General features: G+C 67.9%; 19 protein-coding genes. 11 read left to right on the forward strand and 8 right to left on the reverse strand.

The window, feature by feature from the left end:
* Positions 1–7 precede the first annotated feature (7 nt).
* From EP380_RS10790 to EP380_RS10805, 4 genes are read right to left on the reverse strand one after another with little or no spacing between them, the layout of a single operon-like run.
* Positions 8–589 (reverse strand): NAD(P)H-dependent oxidoreductase, encoded by a 582-nt coding sequence (locus EP380_RS10790; RefSeq protein WP_106569382.1) that lies wholly within the window; start codon positions 587–589, stop codon positions 8–10.
* A gap of 18 nt (positions 590–607) precedes the next feature.
* On the reverse strand, positions 608–1,999 hold the full coding sequence (locus EP380_RS10795) for an FAD-binding oxidoreductase (RefSeq protein WP_127598544.1): 1,392 nt from the start codon (positions 1,997–1,999) through the stop codon (positions 608–610).
* Positions 1,996–3,300 carry a cytosine deaminase gene (locus EP380_RS10800; protein WP_127598546.1) on the reverse strand — a complete coding sequence of 435 codons (1,305 nt, stop codon included), beginning with the start codon at positions 3,298–3,300 and terminating at the stop codon, positions 1,996–1,998. Before EP380_RS10800 ends, EP380_RS10795 begins: the two co-directional genes overlap by 4 nt.
* Complete coding sequence (locus tag EP380_RS10805; protein WP_127598548.1) at positions 3,297–4,091, reverse strand: creatininase family protein; 795 nt, start codon at positions 4,089–4,091, stop codon at positions 3,297–3,299. Before EP380_RS10805 ends, EP380_RS10800 begins: the two co-directional genes overlap by 4 nt.
* A 211-nt stretch (positions 4,092–4,302) precedes the next feature.
* Here EP380_RS10805 and EP380_RS10810 point away from each other — a divergent pair, with 211 nt between their 5' ends.
* From EP380_RS10810 to EP380_RS10835, 6 genes are all read left to right on the forward strand, one after another.
* Entirely contained in the window at positions 4,303–4,797 is a 495-nt protein-coding gene (locus EP380_RS10810; RefSeq protein WP_127598550.1) for an ureidoglycolate lyase, read from the forward strand.
* A complete protein-coding gene (locus tag EP380_RS10815; RefSeq protein ID WP_127598553.1) occupies positions 4,794–6,596 on the forward strand; it encodes a hydantoinase/oxoprolinase N-terminal domain-containing protein in 1,803 nt (600 codons plus the stop codon). Before EP380_RS10810 ends, EP380_RS10815 begins: the two co-directional genes overlap by 4 nt.
* Positions 6,589–8,160 (forward strand): hydantoinase B/oxoprolinase family protein, encoded by a 1,572-nt coding sequence (locus tag EP380_RS10820; protein ID WP_127598555.1) that lies wholly within the window; start codon positions 6,589–6,591, stop codon positions 8,158–8,160. Before EP380_RS10815 ends, EP380_RS10820 begins: the two co-directional genes overlap by 8 nt.
* A gap of 123 nt (positions 8,161–8,283) precedes the next feature.
* Complete coding sequence (locus EP380_RS10825; protein WP_106569375.1) at positions 8,284–9,048, forward strand: IclR family transcriptional regulator; 765 nt, start codon at positions 8,284–8,286, stop codon at positions 9,046–9,048.
* A gap of 45 nt (positions 9,049–9,093) precedes the next feature.
* Positions 9,094–9,966, forward strand: a complete 873-nt coding sequence (locus EP380_RS10830) for a bifunctional 5,10-methylenetetrahydrofolate dehydrogenase/5,10-methenyltetrahydrofolate cyclohydrolase (protein WP_127598557.1) — start codon at positions 9,094–9,096, stop codon at positions 9,964–9,966.
* Between the two features lie 17 nt (positions 9,967–9,983).
* Positions 9,984–10,577 (forward strand): 5-formyltetrahydrofolate cyclo-ligase, encoded by a 594-nt coding sequence (locus EP380_RS10835; protein WP_127598559.1) that lies wholly within the window; start codon positions 9,984–9,986, stop codon positions 10,575–10,577.
* 143 nt (positions 10,578–10,720) lie between these two features.
* Here the strand turns inward: EP380_RS10835 and EP380_RS10840 are convergent, their stop codons facing one another.
* Positions 10,721–11,125: a RidA family protein gene (locus tag EP380_RS10840; RefSeq protein WP_127598561.1), complete on the reverse strand. Its 405-nt coding sequence runs from the start codon at positions 11,123–11,125 to the stop codon at positions 10,721–10,723.
* Between the two features lie 247 nt (positions 11,126–11,372).
* On the opposite strand from EP380_RS10840, the gene EP380_RS10845 reads away from it, so the two are divergent.
* From EP380_RS10845 to EP380_RS10865, 5 genes are read left to right on the forward strand one after another with little or no spacing between them, the layout of a single operon-like run.
* The gene (locus EP380_RS10845) at positions 11,373–11,708 is read left to right on the forward strand and encodes a 2Fe-2S iron-sulfur cluster-binding protein (RefSeq protein ID WP_127598563.1); all 336 of its coding nucleotides are present in this window, start codon (positions 11,373–11,375) and stop codon (positions 11,706–11,708) included.
* Entirely contained in the window at positions 11,705–12,937 is a 1,233-nt protein-coding gene (locus EP380_RS10850; protein WP_164749827.1) for an NAD(P)/FAD-dependent oxidoreductase, read from the forward strand. Before EP380_RS10845 ends, EP380_RS10850 begins: the two co-directional genes overlap by 4 nt.
* 33 nt (positions 12,938–12,970) lie before the next feature.
* Positions 12,971–14,290 carry an aromatic ring-hydroxylating dioxygenase subunit alpha gene (locus EP380_RS10855; protein WP_106569370.1) on the forward strand — a complete coding sequence of 440 codons (1,320 nt, stop codon included), beginning with the start codon at positions 12,971–12,973 and terminating at the stop codon, positions 14,288–14,290.
* Between the two features lie 48 nt (positions 14,291–14,338).
* Positions 14,339–15,802, forward strand: a complete 1,464-nt coding sequence (locus tag EP380_RS10860) for a glutamine synthetase family protein (protein WP_127598567.1) — start codon at positions 14,339–14,341, stop codon at positions 15,800–15,802.
* A 30-nt stretch (positions 15,803–15,832) separates the two neighbouring features.
* On the forward strand, positions 15,833–16,183 hold the full coding sequence (locus tag EP380_RS10865; RefSeq protein WP_127598569.1) for a 5-carboxymethyl-2-hydroxymuconate Delta-isomerase: 351 nt from the start codon (positions 15,833–15,835) through the stop codon (positions 16,181–16,183).
* 11 nt (positions 16,184–16,194) lie between these two features.
* Here the strand turns inward: EP380_RS10865 and EP380_RS10870 are convergent, their stop codons facing one another.
* Genes EP380_RS10870 through trpC form a run of 3 tightly spaced genes read right to left on the reverse strand, consistent with a single transcriptional unit; the run spans position 16,195 to position 18,731 of the window.
* Positions 16,195–17,400, reverse strand: a complete 1,206-nt coding sequence (locus EP380_RS10870) for a molybdopterin molybdotransferase MoeA (RefSeq protein WP_127598571.1) — start codon at positions 17,398–17,400, stop codon at positions 16,195–16,197.
* A 3-nt stretch (positions 17,401–17,403) separates the two neighbouring features.
* Positions 17,404–17,898: a cyclic pyranopterin monophosphate synthase MoaC gene (moaC, locus tag EP380_RS10875; RefSeq protein WP_127598573.1), complete on the reverse strand. Its 495-nt coding sequence runs from the start codon at positions 17,896–17,898 to the stop codon at positions 17,404–17,406.
* Positions 17,895–18,731, reverse strand: a complete 837-nt coding sequence (gene trpC, locus EP380_RS10880) for an indole-3-glycerol phosphate synthase TrpC (RefSeq protein ID WP_106569365.1) — start codon at positions 18,729–18,731, stop codon at positions 17,895–17,897. The genes moaC and trpC overlap by 4 nt, the downstream gene beginning before the upstream one ends.

Consider the following 18,731-nt stretch of genomic DNA (forward strand, 5'->3'; position numbering starts at 1 on the left):
CGCGCCGCTAGTGTTTCAACATTTCGAGCCGGACCCTCTCCACGAAGCCCGCGGCGCGTTCTGCCGAGATATTGTTGATGTCGTAAAGGGCGTGGTAGCGCACTTTCACGCGCGGATTGCAGATCACCCTGAGGAAACGGGTGGCGTTCTTGCGCGGCGGATCGCCCAGAACCGCGGCGCGCCAGCGTTTGGAGCCGTAGGTCGTAACCGTGGTCAGCTTGCGGATATTGGTCAGGCCCGGTCCGATCTTGCCGTCCTTGAGCACGAAGGAGACGTCGGGCAGGAAGACGCGGTCAAAATAACCCTTCAAAATCGCCGGCCAGCCGAAATTCCACACCGGATGGCACAATACCAGCGAATCGGCGCGCCGCAGGCGCTCGACATAGGGATCGATGCGCTGGCGGTTGATCTCGACGTCGTGATAGTTGCGCCGGTCGTCGGCCGACAGCACCGGATCGAACCCCTCGCGGTAAAGATCGAGGTCGTCGACCTGGTGCCCGGCCTCCTGCAGGCTTTCCACCACGGTTTTGTGCAGCGTCGCCGACAGGCTGTCTTCAAGCGGATGTGCATAGACTACGTGTACGTTCATCGTTCCGGCTGCCGGTTTCTACTTGGCGAAAAGGAAGGTCTTGCCCGCGACCGGCGTCCAGTCCGGTTCCGTCCAGGCGATCATCTTGCCGGGGTTCATCAGCCCCTTCGGGTCGGTCTGCTTCTTGAACTCGAGCTGGCCGACATCGGTCCTTTTCATGCCGCCTTCCTCGAGCGTCACGCGATGCGGGTTGAAGACCGGCAGGCCGAGCTTGCCCTCGATCGTCATGATGATCTCTTCCAGCCGCTCCTCGGAGGTGAAGCGCACCAGCGGCAGGCCGACCGGCGTGACGACGCCGTCGAAGCGGGTGAATTCGCAATGCATCATCAACTCGTCGCCGAACGTGTCGCGCACGGCAGCGAAGCTCTCGGTGAGTCCTTCGCGCGGCAGCATCATCTGCAGATAGGTGATCGACGGATCGATGCGCAGCGCGCGCAGCGTGGTGTGGTTCCAGGCCAGCTCATAGACCGCCGGCAGCTTGCCTGACGGTTTGGCCGTGTCGGCGCGGAAGCGCAGATGAGCGTGGTCGAGAGGCGACAGACGGGCCTCCAGCGCGGGTAGGGTGTCGCGCGACACGATCATGGCGATCGCAGCCTCGCCGTCGACCAGAAACGGGCCGTGGCGGCGGAAATAGAGTTCGGGGATCGGCGCCTCGAAGGTCGACAACATCCGCTTGGAAATCGACTCGTCCTCGCCGAGCGCGATGGCGAGCGCGGTCGCCTTGTCGAACCCGTCGACGCCGATCAGCACGTCGACCCAATCGGAAGCGGGATCGATCGGGATCTCGACCTCGGTGAGGACGCCGTTGACGCCGTAGGCATGGGCGGCCTTGGATATGTCCTCGCCGGCCAGCTCGATGACCCGCGGCGTCTCCTCCATCGTCACCAGACGAAGCCGGCGCAGATTGGCCGGGTTGCGCAGACCGCCCCAACGGATGGCGCCGACGCCGCTCGAGCCGCCGGCGATGAAGCCGCCGATGGTGGCCGTGCCCGCAGTGGAGGGAAACAGCCTGATTTCCTTACCGCTTTCGCGGGCGGTCTTTTCCAGGTGCTCGATCACCACGCCCGGCTGGGCGACCATGTGGTCGCTCCCGACCCTGACGATCCGATCGAGATGCTTGGTGTGCAGCACCGCGCCGCCGAACAGCGGCATCGCCTGGCCGTAATTGCCCGTGCCCGCACCGCGCACGGTGACCGGCACATCGTGTTTCCAGCAGGTGGCGAGCACGCGCATGACCTCCTCCTCGTCGCGCGGCGCGACCACGAAATCGGCGGTGACGGCGCCGAGCTGACGTTTCAGGATCGGGCTGTACCAGTAAAGGTCCCGGCTCTTCTGCTGGACGGTGGCCGGATTGACGTCGAGGTCAAGTCCGGACAGCGCCTCGAGACAGCCCTTCAAATCCCCGCTCATATCGTCTCCTGTGCGGTCATGGTGTCCGGCCGCTGCGGGAGCGTCCCGTCAATCGGCCTGCCGTTGCGAACAACGCAGCGCGCAAGGCGCGAACGGCAAAAAAGATCGATCCAGTCCCGTGCCGCGAACTGGACGAAGTCCGCCGGCTGACCCGGCGCCAGCCGGCCATGGGGGGCCAGTCCCAGCGTCTCGGCCGGACGCCGCGCGAAAGCGTCGGCCCAGGCGCCGATTTCAGCTTCCAGATGCGCGAGGCGCACGGTTTCGCGCATGATCTCGAACATGTCGAAATCGCCATAGGGATAAAACGGGTCGCAGACATTGTCGGAGGCGAAGGAAACCGCAATGCCGCGGGCGCGCATTTCCTTGACCAGCGTCAGGCCGCGCCGGCGCGGCGTGCGGCCGGCGTCGCGGTCCTGCAAGAACAGATTGGTGGCGGGCAGGGCAACGACATGCAGCCCCGCCAGGGCGACGCGATCGAGTGTCGCGGCGGCGACATCGTGCGGTTGCGCGGACAGGCTGCAGCAATGGCCGACGACCACGCGGCGCGAAAAGCCGCTCGCCAGCACCGCCTCGGCGATCGTCGCCAGGCCGTCGGCCCGCACGTCGAGCGTTTCGTCGACATGGAAATCGACGTCGAGACCGTGTTTGCCGGCCTGGTCGAACAGCCGCCCGAGACGCTCGGCGTCCGCCATCGCCGGCGGAACGAACATGCCCAGCACGCCGCCGAGACGCGCAATCTGCGCGCAGCGCTCGGAAAAACCCGGCGCGTCGACCCGTTCCAGCGCCATCAGCGCCACCGCCTGAAGCTCGAGCCGGTCGCGGAATTCCTCGCGCAGGGCAACGAAGACCCGCCAGGCCGGGCTTTCCTGCGGCAAGTCGGGCGTATCGAGATGCGTGCGCAGGGCGACCGTGCCATTGGCGTAAGCGCGCTCCAGGGAGCGGCGCATGCGCGCGCGCAGATCATCTTCGGTCCGGTTCGGCGCGTCGGCGACCGACAGACACACGGCGTCGAGCAGGCCGCCTTCGGGCAGGCCGGTGCGATGCACCGTATAGGCCTTGTCGAGATGGACATGCATGTCGACGAAGCCCGGCAGCACCAACGTGCCGGCCGCGTCGATCGAGACATGTTCTTGCCTCTCCGGCGCTGCCGCAAACCTGCCGTCGCGTATATAAAGGTCGGTCGTGGCCAGACCCGAGGCCGGATCGGCATCGCGCAGGGCGAGACCGTCGCAGACCGCGACCGGCACACGCGCGTTCACAAGGGCGAACGCACCGGCTGGCGGGACCGAGGCGGCGCTCACGCCGGACCCGTCATGCGCGGCAAATCGTGACGGGCGACTTCCTCGATCAGGCGCGCATAACGCCCGGCTGCGTGCTCGACGATACGCGCGCCGATCTCCGGCGTCGCGGCGGCGGCGTCGCCGGCCGCCCCGTCGGCATGCAGATCCTCGATCGACCAGCCGGCCGAGACCGGCCCCATCAGTCGCAGCACCTCGTTGGAGGCGGCGACCTCGGCCGAGGCGGGCACGAAATGGCGCGCCTTGCTCATATCCACCAGCGCGGGCCGGAAATGAAGCATGGCCGCGGTTTCGACCAGCCCGCCGTGAATGCCTTCCTGGGCCTCGCGCGGCGAGACGACACCCTCGGGAAAGCCCATGCTGACCCAGCCGGCGGCGACGCAGAACAGGCCCAGTTCAACCCGCAGGCGCCGGATGACGATCTGCAGCACCGGCACGTTGCCGCCATGGGCGTTGAGGAACACGATGCGCCTGAGGCCGGCGCGCGCGATGCTGCGGCCGATCTGGGTCAGGACTGCGATCAGCGTTTCGGCGTCGAGACTGACGGTGCCTTCATAACCCAGATGTTCGTCCGACTTGCCGTAGGCGACCACCGGCAGCACCAGCGCCTGCGCGCCGCCGACCCGCGACGCGGTTTCGCGCGCCATCTCCTCGGCCAGAACGGCATCCGTCGACAGCGGCAGGTGAGGGCCGTGCTGCTCGATTGCGCCGACCGGCACGATCGCGACCGCATCGGCAAGCGCCGCGTCGCGAAACGCCGTGTGGTTCAGGTCCGCCCAAAAGTTGAAAGGCATCAAACTCTCGATTATCGAACTTATGTTCGCAAATAGTACAGAACGGACAAAAAGCGTCAAGCCAAAAATCACCACCCGGTGACGTCTTCCCCCATTCACCTATGGTACCGACGACGGGCGCCGCGCCCAGCTTGACATCGAGCGCCAGGTCACGATTTATGATATTAGAACATTTGTTCTATTATCGACCAAAACAATCAGGAGTCCGCTATTGATCAGTCCCGTCTTGTTGACTCCCGCAACATTCGCCCCGTTCGGTCGGGTTCTGCAGCCGGGATTGGGGTCGGTAAAGAGGATTCGCGACGGCGCGGTGCGGCTGTCGCAAAATCCCGATTTCCTGGATCGCGACGCCGACGCCGTCGACCTGGCGCTCGACTTTTACGACGTGGCCCCGCACGGCGCGCGGCTCGACGCGGTCCAGGCCGAGCGCCATCCGCATTCTGCCCAGCTTTTCGTGCCGCTCGCCGAGGCGCGCTATCTGGTGGTGGTGTGGCCGATGCATCCTGACGCCCACGCGCGCGCCTTTGTCGGCGGCCCGGGCCAGGCGGTGATCTACAAGCCCGGCATCTGGCATCACGGCATCGTCGCCATCGAACGCCAGACGCCGTTCGCCTCGCTGTTGTGGCGCACCAAGACCGGCAACGACACGGAATTCTTCGCGCTGCCAAAGCCGGTCGTCATCGATCTCGAGGGGCCGGTGCAATGAGCGTCCTGACCGCCGATATCGGGGCGCGCTTCGTCGATATCGCGCTGTCGGTCGACGGGACCTTGCATGCCCAAAAACATCCGATCGGCACGCACGAACCGGCCGCAGCCCTGTTGCAGGCGATCGACGCCGTGCTGGCCCGGCGGAACATCGCCGTACGCGATCTTTCGCAGATACGGATCGGATCGACCGGAGCGGTCAACGCGCTGATGGCGCGCACCGGTCCCCGGATCGGCCTGATCGTCACCCGCGGTTTCGCCGACACTTTGGCGCTCGCGCGCCAGAACCGCGTCGACCTTTACGATCCGGTCGCCCGCTCCGCCGGGCCGACCTTCCTGGTGGCGCGCGACGACATTGTGGAGATCGACGGACGCATCGCCGCCGACGGCGGGGAGGTCGAGGCGCTCGATCCGGACGGTCTGGCCCGGACGGCCGCGCATTTTCGCGAGTGCGGTATCGCCAGCATCGCCGTCTGCCTGCTGTTTGCCCATGTCGCGCCGGGTCACGAACGCCGCTGCCGCGACGTCCTGGCCGCAGAGCTGCCGGCGGCCGACATCGTTTTGTCGCACGAGATCGACCCACAGCCGCGCGAATATGAGCGCATGGTCTCGACCTGCGTCGAGGCCTGGCTGCGGCCCGGCGAGACGGCGCTGATGACCGGCCTCGCCGACGGTCTTCAGGCACGCGGCTTTGCCGGCGCGATCCGCTTCGCCGATGCCGGCGGCGCCCTCGTGGCCCAGGATCAGGCGCGGCGGCGAGTCTCCTCACTGCTCGGCAACGGTCCGGCAGCGGCGATCCGGCTTGCGGCCGCGACCGCGCGCGGCGAGGGCAAAAATCCGGCGATCGCGCTCGATATCGGGTCCACCAGCACCGATTTCGCCCTAACCGACGCGCAGGGCCCGGCCCTGGTCGACGAGGCGCCGTTTTGCGGCGTGCCGCTGCGCCAGAAAATGGTGGATATGGAAAGCATGATCATGGGCGGCGACAGCCGTTTCGAGACCGGGCAGGGCGCCACGGCCGCCCTCAGCGACGCGGTGGCGGCGTATTTCTTCGCCGCGCGCGCCGACGCCCCCGGTCTGCCGCAGGCCGCCGCCAGGACCGTCATCGACCAGGCCGAAACCGAGATCGCGGCACGTATCATCCGCCATGCCGTGCGCCGCAATGTCGATCCCGCCGGGGCCGCGCTGGTGGCGATGGGCGGGCTCGGCGGCGTCCTGGCCTGCGGCATCGCCGAAAAGCTCGGCATGGCGACGGTGATCGTGCCGGCAGCGCCGGCGGCCGCCGGCGCGCTCGGGCTGCTGTTGAGCGCGCCGGCGCTGTCGGCCGAGACCCGCATCGCCGCGCCGGTGCCAGACCTGTCCGACGCGTCACTGGCAAGAACCGCGCGCGCCCTGGCCGAGACGCTCGCCGCGCAGGATAAGACCGCGCCGAAAGATGCGCCGGCCGCGCTCTATGCGATCCGCGCCGCCGCAAACGGGCACATGCACGGCTTTTCGCTCCGGCTCGGGAACCGGCCGCCCACCGTGGCGGCGATCCGCACCGCGATCGACACGCATTACCGCGCGCGCTACGGCGTCGCCTGTCCCGGCGAGGGATACGTGTTTTCATTGAGCGCCAGGCTCGAACACACCGCCTCGACGACGCTGCCAGCACTGAGCGGCGGCGCGGCGCAGACGGGCAAGACACGGTCCGGCGTCGTCGCCACGCCCTGCGGCGACATGGTGGTGCGCGACGGCTGGTCCATCGCGCGCGCGTGCAACACGCATTTTCTCCTGACGCGGAGCCCGCACCATGGATGATTCCCGCCTGCCGATCCTGCAGATGCGCCTCGACGGAATCGCCCAGGCGATGCAGGACACGCTGTTTCGCTGCGCCGTGTCGCCGGTGGTGCGCGAGGGCAACGACGCGGCCGCCGCGCTGATGGCCGCCGACGGCGAATTGCTGGCGCTGTCGGATGCTATTCCGCTGCTGCTCGGCGCGCTGCAGGGCTCGGTCGAGGCGATCCTGGCGCACTATCCGGCCGACACAATGCGGCCTGGCGAGCTCTATGTCATGAACGACCCCTATAGCGGCGGCACCCATTTGCCCGACATCACCGTGGTGATGCCGGTTTTCGCCGGCCCGACGCTGATCGGCCTCGCCGCAACCATCCTGCACCATCAGGACGTGGGCGGCATCCGCGCCGGCTCGGTTCCGCCCGACGCGGTGGAAATCTTCCAGGAAGGCTTGCGCCTACCGCCGATGCGGCTGGGGCAGGGCGGCGCCGTCGACCCGGCGATCAGGCGGCTGATCGAGGCCAATTCGCGCGCGCGGGCAACGGTGCTCGGCGATATCGGCGCGCAGATCGCGGCCGCCAACCGCGCCGCCGAGGCGCTGGGCACGCTGGCAAGCGAACTGGGCACGGACGGTTTTCTGGCCGCAACGGCCGCCTGTCGCGACCGGGCCGAAGCACAAATCAGGGCGGTGATCGACGCCCTGCCGCCGGGGCCGTTTTTCGGCCTCGACGGTCTCGACCCGACGCCGGGCCTGCCGGAGATCGACGTGCACGCCAGGCTGACATGCGCCGACGGGCATTTCGACGTCGACTTCACCGGCACCACGCCGCAAGTGGCCGCGCCGATCAATTGCGTGCGCTCCGGGCCGCTGGCGGCCGTGTTCTACGCCCTGCTCAGCCTCGCCGGTCCGGCGCTGCTGCGCAATGGCGGCGTGCTGCGCGCCATCCGCCTGACCCTGCCGGAGGGCTGCATCATCAACGCCCGCCCGCCCGCCGCCGTCAACGCGCGCATGGGGGTGGTGCGCGCCACCACCTCAGCCGTGCTGCAGGCCGTCGCCCAGGCCGCACCCGACCGGATGCCGGCGGCCAATTCGGGCATGTCCTACGTGCTCGCCTTTTCCGGCCGCAACGGCGACGGCACACCCTTCCTGGTCACCGAGATCATCGCCGGCGGGGCCGGCGGCGGACCGCACGACGATGGCGCGCCCGGCATCTCGACCGATGTCGGCAACGCCATGAACATGCCCGCCGAGGCGCTGGAGGGCATGATCCCCGTGCGGCTCGTCCGCGCGCAGATCCGCCAGGGCTCGGGCGGCGCCGGCCGCTATCGCGGCGGCGACGGCATTTGCCGCGTCTACGAGGCACTGGCAGACGCGGTCGCCGTGTCGCTGCGCGGCGAGCGCTTCCGCCGCGTGCCCGAGGGCTTGCGGGGCGGCAGCGCGCCGGCGCACGCGCGGGCGCGGATCGTGCGCGCCGACGGAAAGCAGGAAGCGCTCTCGTCGCGCTCGGCGGTGACGCTCGACAAGGGCGACCGGCTGATCGTAGAAAGCTGCGGCGGCGCCGGTTACGGCGCGGCGGAGGGCGCGTGATGGCCGCCGCACGCGGTGGACGCTTTCCGGACCGGTTTGCCTTTGGGCAAAAAAAGCCGATAAGGCGACGGCTGGGATTCGCAATTCCGCGCATTCGCCGCAGGACAGGTCGAGAGGCGCTCGGTGCTGAACGAGAACGACAAGGAAATATCGCTCACCTTCGCCAAGGGCCTGTCGGTGGTGCTGGCCTTCGAGGGCAAGGACCGATCCTTGTCGATGACCGAGATCGCCAAGAAGGTGAACCTCAACCGGGCCGTGACCCGGCGGCTGGTGCGCACGCTCGAACAGCTCGGCTACGTCTCCTACGACCGCGGACGCTACGAACTGACGCCGCGCATCCTGCGACTCGCGCAAGGCTTCATCGAGGGCCGGGGCATCTCGCAGCTCATCCAGCCGATCTTGCGGCAAGCCTCGCACGATATCGGCGAATCGGTCTCCTTCGCCATGCTCGACGACCAGGACGCGGTCTATGTCGCGCATTCTTTCGTGCCGAGCAAATTCACCTTGAACATGGTGACCGTGGGCAGCCGCGCACCGCTCTTGCCGACCGCCGTCGGCCGGGCGATCCTGGCCTTCCTGGACGACGCCAAGAAGGAGGAGATCATCTCTTCCGAGCAGTTCAAGGCCTATACGGAAAAGACCGAGACCAATCACGACCGGTTTCTGGAACTTTTGACCGCCGTCAAGCAAAGGCGGTTCTCGTTCGCCGAAAGCGAATATGTCGAAGGCGTCAGTTCGCTGGCCGTACCGGTCTTCGGCTCCAATTTCCGCATCATCGGCGCAGTGTCGATCATCTTTCCGAGCGGCACCTATACGGAGGCCGAGATCGAGCCGGACCTGGTCAACAAGCTCAAGCGCTGCGCCGCCGATATCGGCGCCACGTTCTGAGCGCGGCCGCCATGAGGAGCGCTCCTCCGGCGTGGGCGGCCTGATATGTCCGATCGCCGCACACGCCTTTTCAAGGGCCTCGACCTCGCCGCGCGCCTGAACGCGGAAAGCCGGGCGCTGGCCGCCGGCTTGAAGACACCGCCCGTTTGCCTGGTGCTGGCGGACCGCGAAAATGCCGGCGCGCGCGCCTACAGCGACCGGCAGGCGGCCACCGCCGCGCAGGCCGGCATCGCCATGCGCATCGCCGCCTATGCCGGCACGCCCAGTGCCATTCACGCACAGATCGACGCCATCGCCGCCGACCCAGACATCGACGCCGCGGCGATGCTTTTGCCGCTGCCGCCGGGCTGCGATCCGGTCGAGTCCGCGCTGCGGCTGGGACAAGAAAAGGACGTCGACGGCCTGCATCCCCTCAGCGCCGGTCGGCTTGCCGCCGGCCTGCCGGCGCGGCCGCCGGCGACCGCGATGGCGTGCCTTTTGTGCGCGCAGGAGATTTTCGGCGCGCTGCGCGGCCTCGACGTGACGATCGTCGGCGCCTCGCGCATCGTCGGGCGCCCGCTCGCCACGTTGCTTCTCGACGCCGAGGCAACCGTCACGCTGTGCCACGTCGCCACGCGCGACCTCGCCGCCCACACGCGCCAGGCCGATCTGGTGGTGAGCGCGGCCGGCGTACCGGGGCTGATCGGCGCCGGCCATCTCAAAGCGGGCGCGGCCGTGCTTGACGTCGCCGTGACCGCCACGCCGGACGGTCTGCGCGGCGACGTCGATCTCGCCGCCGTCGACGGCCATGCCGGTCTCGTCTCGCACGTGCCGGACGGGGTCGGCCCGGTCACCACCGCCTGCCTGTTCCGCAACGTCGTGGAAGCCGCGCGCGCACGGCGCCGGCCGGCGGCACAAGCCACGCGAACGGCTCACTGACGCATCGAAGGCTCTCCATGCAGACAGACCACAACGCCGACATCGCCCTCAAGAAAACGATCCGCCAGACCTGCCTTGCCCGGCGGGACGCGCTGGCGCCAAGCTGGCGCGCCGACATCTCCGCCCGGCTGGGCAGCGCCGACGGTCCGGCGATCGCGCTCGATCCGGGGACCGTGGTCGCCGGCTTTCATCCGATCCGTTCCGAGCTCGACATCCGCCCCCTGTTGGCGCGGCTGGCCGGGCAGGGCGCGCAATTATGCCTGCCAGCGATCGTCGACGCCCACACGATCCTGTTTCGGCGCTGGACGCCGGGCGCGCCCCTGGTGGAGATGGCGCTCGGCACGGTCGGCCCCGGCAACCAGGCCGAAACGCTCGACCCCGACATCATCCTGATGCCGCTGTCGGCCTTCGACCGGTATGGCGGCCGCATCGGTTATGGCGGCGGGTTCTACGACCGGGCGATCGCGGCCCTGCGGACGCGCGGCCTGTCGCCGCGCCTGATCGGCGTCGCTTTCGACTGCCAGCAGGCAGACCGCGTGCCGACCGAGCCGCACGATGTCGGGCTCGACGAAATCCTGACCGAATCGGGTCTGCGCCGCCTGCCATATTGAAGCGGAATGCCGTCGCGCCCGGCACCGAAAAAGCCCGCGCCGGCTTTTTGCCATCGGCGCGGGCCCAAGGGCCGGTTCGCTGGAGCCGGTCTACTTTTCGTGCAATCGCAGGCCGGCTCCAAATTATCGTTTTCACGCGTTCATCATGACCGGCGCGCGGCCACGGCCTCGATCTCGACGGTGAATTCCTCGCGCGTGAAACCCGAAACGATCATCAGCGTCGAGGCCGGGGCGGGATTGGAAAACAGCCGGTCGCGGACCGCCATATAGGGTTTCATGTGCTCGCGGCCGGTCACGTAGGCATTGATGCGGATGATGTCGGAAAGCTCCATGCCGCCCTCGGCCAGAATCGCGCCGATATTGGCAAAACACAATTCGGCCTGGGCCTGCGTGTCGGCCGGAACCTGCCCGTCCGGTCCGATTCCCAACTGTCCCGAACAGAAGATCAAACGGCTGCCGGCCGCGACCTCGACGCCATGGCTGTAGGCGGCGAACGGCGCGCTGATCGTCTTGGGCAGAAGGAAATTAAGCGAAGAATTTGAATTCATTGCAGGATACCTTTCAGGTTGGAATTCCGCATCTTGGTGTCGCGCCACAGATCGCGAAAAACACCCCGTGAGGCGGCAGGCTTGGACTGCCGGCTTGCTTGACAGCCCGATCCGATACTCTTACAAATATGTGATCGATAAAAGACGAAATGTTCGTTAATCGAACTATCCACATCTTCCTCGCCCGATCCGACCGCCAGACGGCATGCTCGGACAGGGTGCCGGGCTCAAGCTGGACATTGGCCGCATGGACGAAAAGGTAAAGATCGTTTTTCAATCGGTCGACGGCGATCGCAGGATCGAGGTTTCGGCGCCGGCCGGAACCAGCGTGATGGAAGCGGCGATCATGAACAATGTCGGCGGCATCGAGGCCGAATGCGGCGGCGCGTGCGTGTGCGCGACCTGCCACGTCTATTGCGACCTCGTCGCGCCCGACAGCCTGCCCGAACAACAGCTCGACGAGGACGACATGCTCGACATGGCGGCGGCCGAACGGCGGCCGGCAAGCCGCCTGTCGTGCCAGATCAAGCTCAGCCGCGAACTCGATGGCGCCGTCTTCATCCTCCCGGAGGCGCAGGTTTGAGCAAAACAGCGATCATTGTCGGCGCCTCGCATGGCGGCGTGCAGGCGGCGGCCGCGTTGCGCCAGGGCGGCTGGGACGGTGCGATCCGTCTGTTTTCGGCCGAGGACGCGCTGCCCTATCACCGCCCGCCGCTGTCCAAGGCGTTCCTGGCCGGCGAAAAGACCGAGGACCAGATCCTGCTGCGCGGCGAAGCCTTTTACCGGGACTCCGACATCGATCTGCACCGCGGCGAGCCCGCGCTGCGGCTCGACGCGACCAAACGCGAGATCGAGACCGGCAATGCGCGTTACGGATACGATACGCTGATCCTGGCGACGGGGTCGCGCGCACGCCGGCTCGGCGTGGACGGGGCGGAACTCGACGGCATCGTCACCCTGCGCTCGCTCGACGACGCGCGCCGTATCCGCCCCGCGCTCGAACAAGCCGGTTCGCTGGCGATCGTCGGCGGCGGTTTCATCGGTCTCGAAATCGCATCCACAGCCGCCAAGGCCGGCAAGAAAACCACCGTCATCGAGGCGCAGGACCGGCTCCTCGCCCGCGCCCTGCCGCCCGTCCTTTCGGATTTCCTGCGCGACTATCATCGCGACAAGGGCGTCGCCTTTCGCTTCGGCGCCGCGGTCGCCGCCTTCAAGGGCGCGCGGGGCAGGGCGCAGGCGGTCATGCTTGCCGACGGCGAGCGCGTCGACGCCGACCTGATCGTGGTCGGCGTCGGCGGCGAGGCGAATGTCGACCTGGCCCGTCAGGCCGGGCTCAAGATCGATGCCGGCGGCCTGCATGTCGACGACGAGGGCCGCACCAGCGATCCCCATATCTACGCCATCGGCGACGTGGCGGCGGCGCACAATCCGCACGCCGGCGCGCGGTTGCGGCTGGAATCGGTCCAGAACGCCGTCGATCAGGCCAGGATGGTGGCGGCCGGCATCTGCGGCGCGGCGGCACCGGCCGCGCCCGTGCCCTGGTTCTGGACCGATCAGTACGACCTCAAGGTCCAGATGGCCGGGCTGAGCCGTCCGGGTACGACGCGGCTGATGCGCGGCAATCCCGGTGACGGCGCCTTCACGCTGCTGGAGCTCGACGGCGACAGGCTCATCGCCGCGCATTCGGTCAACCGGGCCGCCGACCACATGGCCGCCCGCAAACTGATCGCGGCCGGCACGCCGCTTGCCGTCGACCAGGCGCGCGACACCACGACCGCCCTTGCCAAGGCGGTCGCGCGCACCGACGCTTAATCGGATCGACAATTCCCAGGAGGAGACTGCGCCATGATGAGTCAGGAACAAAACGATCTCTTGACCCGGGTCGGACGAGGGACCGGCGCGGGCTCCGTGCTGCGGCTTTATTGGCAGCCGGCCGCGCTTTCCGACGAGTTGATGACAGCGCGCCCGGTGGTACCGGTGCGGCTTCTGGGCGAGGATCTCGTCCTGTTCCGCGACCTCGAGGGCAAGCTCGGCCTGATCGACCGCCACTGCCCGCATCGCGGCGCCGACATGCTTTACGGCCGGCTCGAGGACGGCGGCCTGCGCTGCGCCTTCCACGGCTGGAACTTCGACCGTTCGGGCCAGTGCATCGAACAGCCCGGCGAGCCCGAGGGCAGCCAGATGCACAAGAATATCCGCATCCGCTCCTACCCGGTGGTGGAAAAGAACGGCATCGTGTTCGCCTATATGGGGCCCGGCGATCCGCCGCCGTTCCCGGCGCTGGACTGTTTCGCCGCGCCGGACACCCACGTCTTCGCCTTCAAGGGGCTTTGGGAGTGCAATTGGCTGCAGGCCATGGAAGTCGGCATCGATCCCGCCCACGCCTCCTTCCTGCACCGGTTCCTGCAGGACGAGGATCCGGCCGATTCCTACGGCAAGCAGTTCCGCGACAAGGCCGGCGAGACCGACATTCCCATGACCCGGCTGCTGCGCGAATATCCGCGCCCCGACATCAAGGTCGAGGAAACCGATTACGGCATGCGGCTGATCTCGCTGCGCCACATGGAGGACGGGCGCACCCATGTGCGCGTGACCAACCAGATCTTCCCCGAGGCGATCTGCATTCCCATGTCGAACGAGATGACGATTACCCAGTGGCACGTGCCGGTCGACGACGAGACCTGCTACTGGTATTCGATGTTCACCAGTTTCGGTCGACCCGTCGACAAGACGCTGATGCGCGAACAGCGCCTCAAGGAGCACCGTCTGCCCGACTATGCGCCGAAGAAGAACCGGACCAACAATTACGGCTACAATCCCGACGAGCAGCGCGACGTGACCTATACGGGCATGGGGCTCGACATCAACGTGCACGACCAGTGGGCGGTGGAATCGATGGGGCGTATCCAGGACCGCACCGAGGAACATCTCGGCCGCACCGATGTCGGCATCATGAAATACCGGCGCATGCTGCGCGCCGCGATCGACAACGTCAAGAACGGCCAGATCGAGGCGCTGCCGATGCGCGGCGATCCGGCAGGCACCGAGGCCATTCGCGGGCCGATCTCGATCGACGCGATCGCCCAGACCGAGGGCTGGGAGGAGAGCTGGACCCGCAGCGACAGTGCCCGGCGCGCCGGCTGTTCCTGGAACGCGGCTCTGTGAGCCGAAAGGCCCGGCGCGGTCGCGACGCCTTGTCGAGGGGGAAAACGCATGTCGACATCTGATGCCGCCGGTCTGGGCGGCGGTTTCACCGGCCGGCATGGCCTTCTCGGCGACGACGCGCTGCGCCGGGCAAACGAGATCCTCGGCTCGCTGGAGGCGCGCGGGCTGGAAACCGTGCGCTTGGTCTTTGCCGACCAGCACGGCGTGCTGCGCGGCAAGACCGTGGTGGCCTCGGCGCTGAAATCGGCGTTCCGCGAGGGCATGGCGATCACCTCGACCCTATTGCTGAAGGACACCTCCCACCGCACCGTGTTTTCGGTGTGGGAGGAAGAGGCCGGCCACGGCGTCGGCGCGCTGACGGGGGCGGGCGACGTGATGCTGGTTCCCGATCCGGCGACCTTCCGCGTCCTGCCCTGGTCGCCGCATTCGGGCTGGATCCTGTGCGACGTCTATTTCAAGGACGGCACCGCCTTCCCGTTCGGCTCGCGCACGATATTGCGCAACGCCGTCGACCGGCTCGCCAAAGCCGGCATGGCGATGGTGTGCGGGCTGGAGGTCGAGTTCTATGTCTTCAAGATCGACCAGCCGCGGCTCAACCACGGCGACGGCGGCATGCCGGCGACGCCGCCGGAGACCAGCCTGCTGTCGCACGGCTACCAATATCTGACCGAGGCGCGCTACGACGCGCTCGAGACCGTGATGGACGAGTTGCGCCGCGCCTGCCAGGCGCTCGGCCTGCCGGTGCGCTCGATGGAGGCCGAGTTCGGTCCCAGCCAGTGCGAGTTCACTTTCGAGCCCGCCGGTCCGATGGATCACGCCGACGCCATGATGCTGTTCCGCTCGACGGTCAAGCAGGTCTGCGCGCGCCAGGGACTGCACGCAACCTTCATGTGCCGGCCCAAGGTCGACAACGGCATGGCCAGCGGCTGGCACCTGCATCAGTCCGTGGTCGATACCGGCTCGGGCAAAAATCTGTTCGTGCCGAACCCCGACGGCAGCCTGTCGACGGCCGCCGACGGCTGGATCGCCGGCCTGCTCGACCATGCGGCCGAGAGCTGCCTTTTGACCACGCCGACGGTCAATGGCTACAAGCGCTACCAAGCCTATCAGCTCGCGCCCGACCGCATCCAGTGGGGTCGCGACAACAAGGGCGCGATGATCCGCGCGCTGATGGCGCCGGGAGACCGGGCGAGCCGGGTGGAAAACCGCATCGCCGAGCCGGCCGCCAATCCCTATTTCTACTTCGCCTCGCAGATCCTCGGCGGGCTCGACGGCATCGAGCGCAAGCTCGTGGCGCCGCCGGCGGTCGAAAAACCCTACGACAACACCGCGACCGCGCTGCCCAAAAGCCTGATTGCGGCGATCGAGGCGTTCGAAAAGGCCGGTTTCTACCGCGATGCCATCGGCGCTGATTTCGTCGACTATCTCGCCCACATCAAACGGGCCGAGTGGGACCGCTATCTGATGACCGTGTCGGAGTGGGAGCAGCGCGAGTATTTTTCGCTGTTCTGACGCTCGCTATCGCAAAAGGACCGCCCGACCATGCCGCATTTCGTCATCGAACATTCGGCCGATCTCGATCGCGACGACGCGATCGACCGGGCGATCGAGCTGTGCCACGAGGCCGGCGCGCAATCGGGCGTGATGAACCCGAACGACATCAAGGCGAGGGCGCTCTCCTATCGACGCTTCCGCTTCGCCGGCGGGATAGAGAGTTTCATCCACGTCACCGTGTCGCTGCTGGAAGGACGCACCGACGCGCAAAAGGAGGCGCTTGCCGTGCTGCTGCGCGACAAGCTGTCGGCGCGGTTTGCCGATGTCGACAGCATCAGCATCGACGTGCGCGACATGAACTCGCTCGCCTATAAAAAACATCTGCGCCAGACCGGATAGGCAGCCACGCCTCAGCGCAGCATCAGCAGCCGGCACGGATCGCCGGCGGCGGCGGCCGGCGCGAACGGTTCGCGCACGATCAGCGCGCCGGCCGCCGCCAGCACCCTGAGCATCGACGAATCCTGAACCGACGCCGCGCTGGCTATCAGCCTGTCGCCGTCCTTGCGGATGTCGGCGCGCAGGAAATCCTGGCGCAGGTCGTTTTTGGGCAATGCCGACCCGAGTACGCCGTCGCGGTAGAGATTTTCGACCGGCCTGCCGGCGAGGCTCGATATCAGCGGCACCAGGAAGACCAGCGAACAGATCAGGCTCGCCACCGGATTGCCCGGCAGGCCGAGCACGTGCCGGCCGCCAAGCTGGCCGGCCATAAGCGGCTTGCCGGGCCGCATGGCGATTTTCCAGAAATCGATCTTCGCCCCGTGCGCGAGCAGCGATTTCTGCACCAGGTCGTGATCGCCGACCGAAGCGCCGCCGATGGTGACGACGATGTCGGCACCGGCCCGGAGCGCCCGTTCCAGCGCCTGGGCGATCGCCGCCTCGCGGTCGGGCGCAATGCCCAGATCGAGCACGTCGGCGCCGCCGGTGCGCGCCAGCGCGGCCACGCCGTAGAGGTTGGAGGCGATGATCTGACCCGGCCCGACCGTGCTGCCGGGCGGCAGCAATTCGTCGCCCGTGGCCAGGATCGCCACCAGCGGCCGCTTGACCACGGCAAGCCTTGCATGGTTGGCCGAGGCGGCCAGCGACAGCGCCGCCGCGTCGAGCAGCCGTCCGTCGTCCAGCAAAGGCGCGCCGGCCTCGAAATCGAGCCCCTTGCGACGAATGTTCTTGCCCGGCGCCACCGGCTCGACCGCTTCCACCTCGCCGTCGGCGGCGGGGCGGGTGTTTTCCTGGATCAGAACGGTGTCGGCGCCGTCGGGCACCACGCCGCCGGTGAAGATGCGCACCGCCTCGCCGGGGCCGAGCGTGCCCGCGAACGGCTCGCCCGCCGGTGCCTGGCCGATCACCCGCAGGCGTGCCGGCGGGTTCGCGACGTCGGCGGCACGAACCGCGTAGCCGTCCATGGCCGAAGCGTCGAAGGGCGGCTGGGTGCGCAGCGCAGCGAGCGGCGCGGCAAGCACGCGACCGGCGCAGTCGGCGATCGGCAACGTTTCGGCCTCGAGCCGCCCGGCTCCGGCAAGCAGCCGGGCCAGCGCGTCATCGACCGGCATCAGAGCCATGGCTCAGCCTTCGCCGCCGGCGCGCCAGGCGCCAGACTTGCCGCCGGTCTTCTCGATGAGGCGGATGCCGGTGATGGTCATGCCGCGATCGATCGCCTTGGCCATGTCGTAGATTGTCAGGCAGGCGACCGACACCGCCGTCAGCGCCTCCATCTCCACACCGGTGCGGCCGGTGAGTTTGGCCGTCGCGCGCACGACGAGACCCGGCAGCCCTTCGTCGGGCTCGATCTCGACCGTCACCTTGGACAGAAGCAGCGCATGGCAGAGCGGGATCAGCTCATGCGCGCGCTTGGCCGCCATGATGCCGGCGATCCGCGCCGTGCCGAGCACGTCGCCCTTCTTGGCATCGCCGGCTCGGATCGTGGCCAGCGTCGAGGCCTGCATGGCGACCCGGCCTTCGGCGACCGCCAGCCGCTCGGTCTCGGCCTTGTCGCCGACATCGACCATATGCGCCTCGCCCGAGGCACCGATATGGGTGAGGGGACCGGGCGCGCTCATAGCGCCGCGTCTCCCGTCGCCGGAGCAGGCCCTGGCTGCGGCGCGCCGGTCAACAGCGCCCGCGTCGCCGCCGCCACGTCGTCCTGGCGCATCAGGCTTTCCCCGACCAGGAAGGTGCGGATGCCGCAGGCGGCGAGACGCATGCAGTCGGCATGGGAAAAAATACCGCTCTCGCCGACGAGCATGCGGTCGTCCGGCACCAGCCCGGCCAGCCGCTCCGAGGTCTCGAGACTGACGGAAAAACTTCTCAGGTCGCGATTGTTGATGCCGATCAGCGGCGAGGCGAGTTTCAGAGCGCGCTCGGTCTCCGCCTCGTCGTGCACCTCCACCAGCACGTCCATGCCGTGCAACAACGCGGTTTCCTCCAGCGCAGCCGCCTCGTCGTCGCTGACACTGGCCATGATGATCAGGATCGCATCGGCGCCCCAGGCGCGCGCCTCGTGCACCTGGTAGGGTTCGAACAGAAAATCCTTGCGCAGGGCGGGCAGGCCGGTCGCCGCGCGCGCTTGCGTGAGAAATGCCGGCGCGCCCTGGAAGGAGGGGGTGTCGGTGAGCACCGACAGGCAGGCCGCGCCGCCCTTTTCATAGGCGCGCGCCAGCGCCGGCGGGTCGAAATCCGGCCGGATCAGACCGCGCGAGGGACTTGCCTTCTTGATCTCGGCGATCAGCGCGAAACCGCCCTCGGCGTGCTTGCGCCCCAGCGCGGCGACAAAACCGCGCGGCGGTTCGGCATCGCGCGCCCTGGCGACGATCTCCGCCGGCGGCAAGGCTGCCTTGGCGCGGGCGATCTCCTCGCGCTTATAGGCCTCGATCTTTTTGAGAATGTCGACCAT

Origin of the sequence: Nitratireductor alexandrii, assembly GCF_004000215.1 — a bacterium.
Classification (GTDB): domain Bacteria; phylum Pseudomonadota; class Alphaproteobacteria; order Rhizobiales; family Rhizobiaceae; genus Mangrovimarina; species Mangrovimarina alexandrii.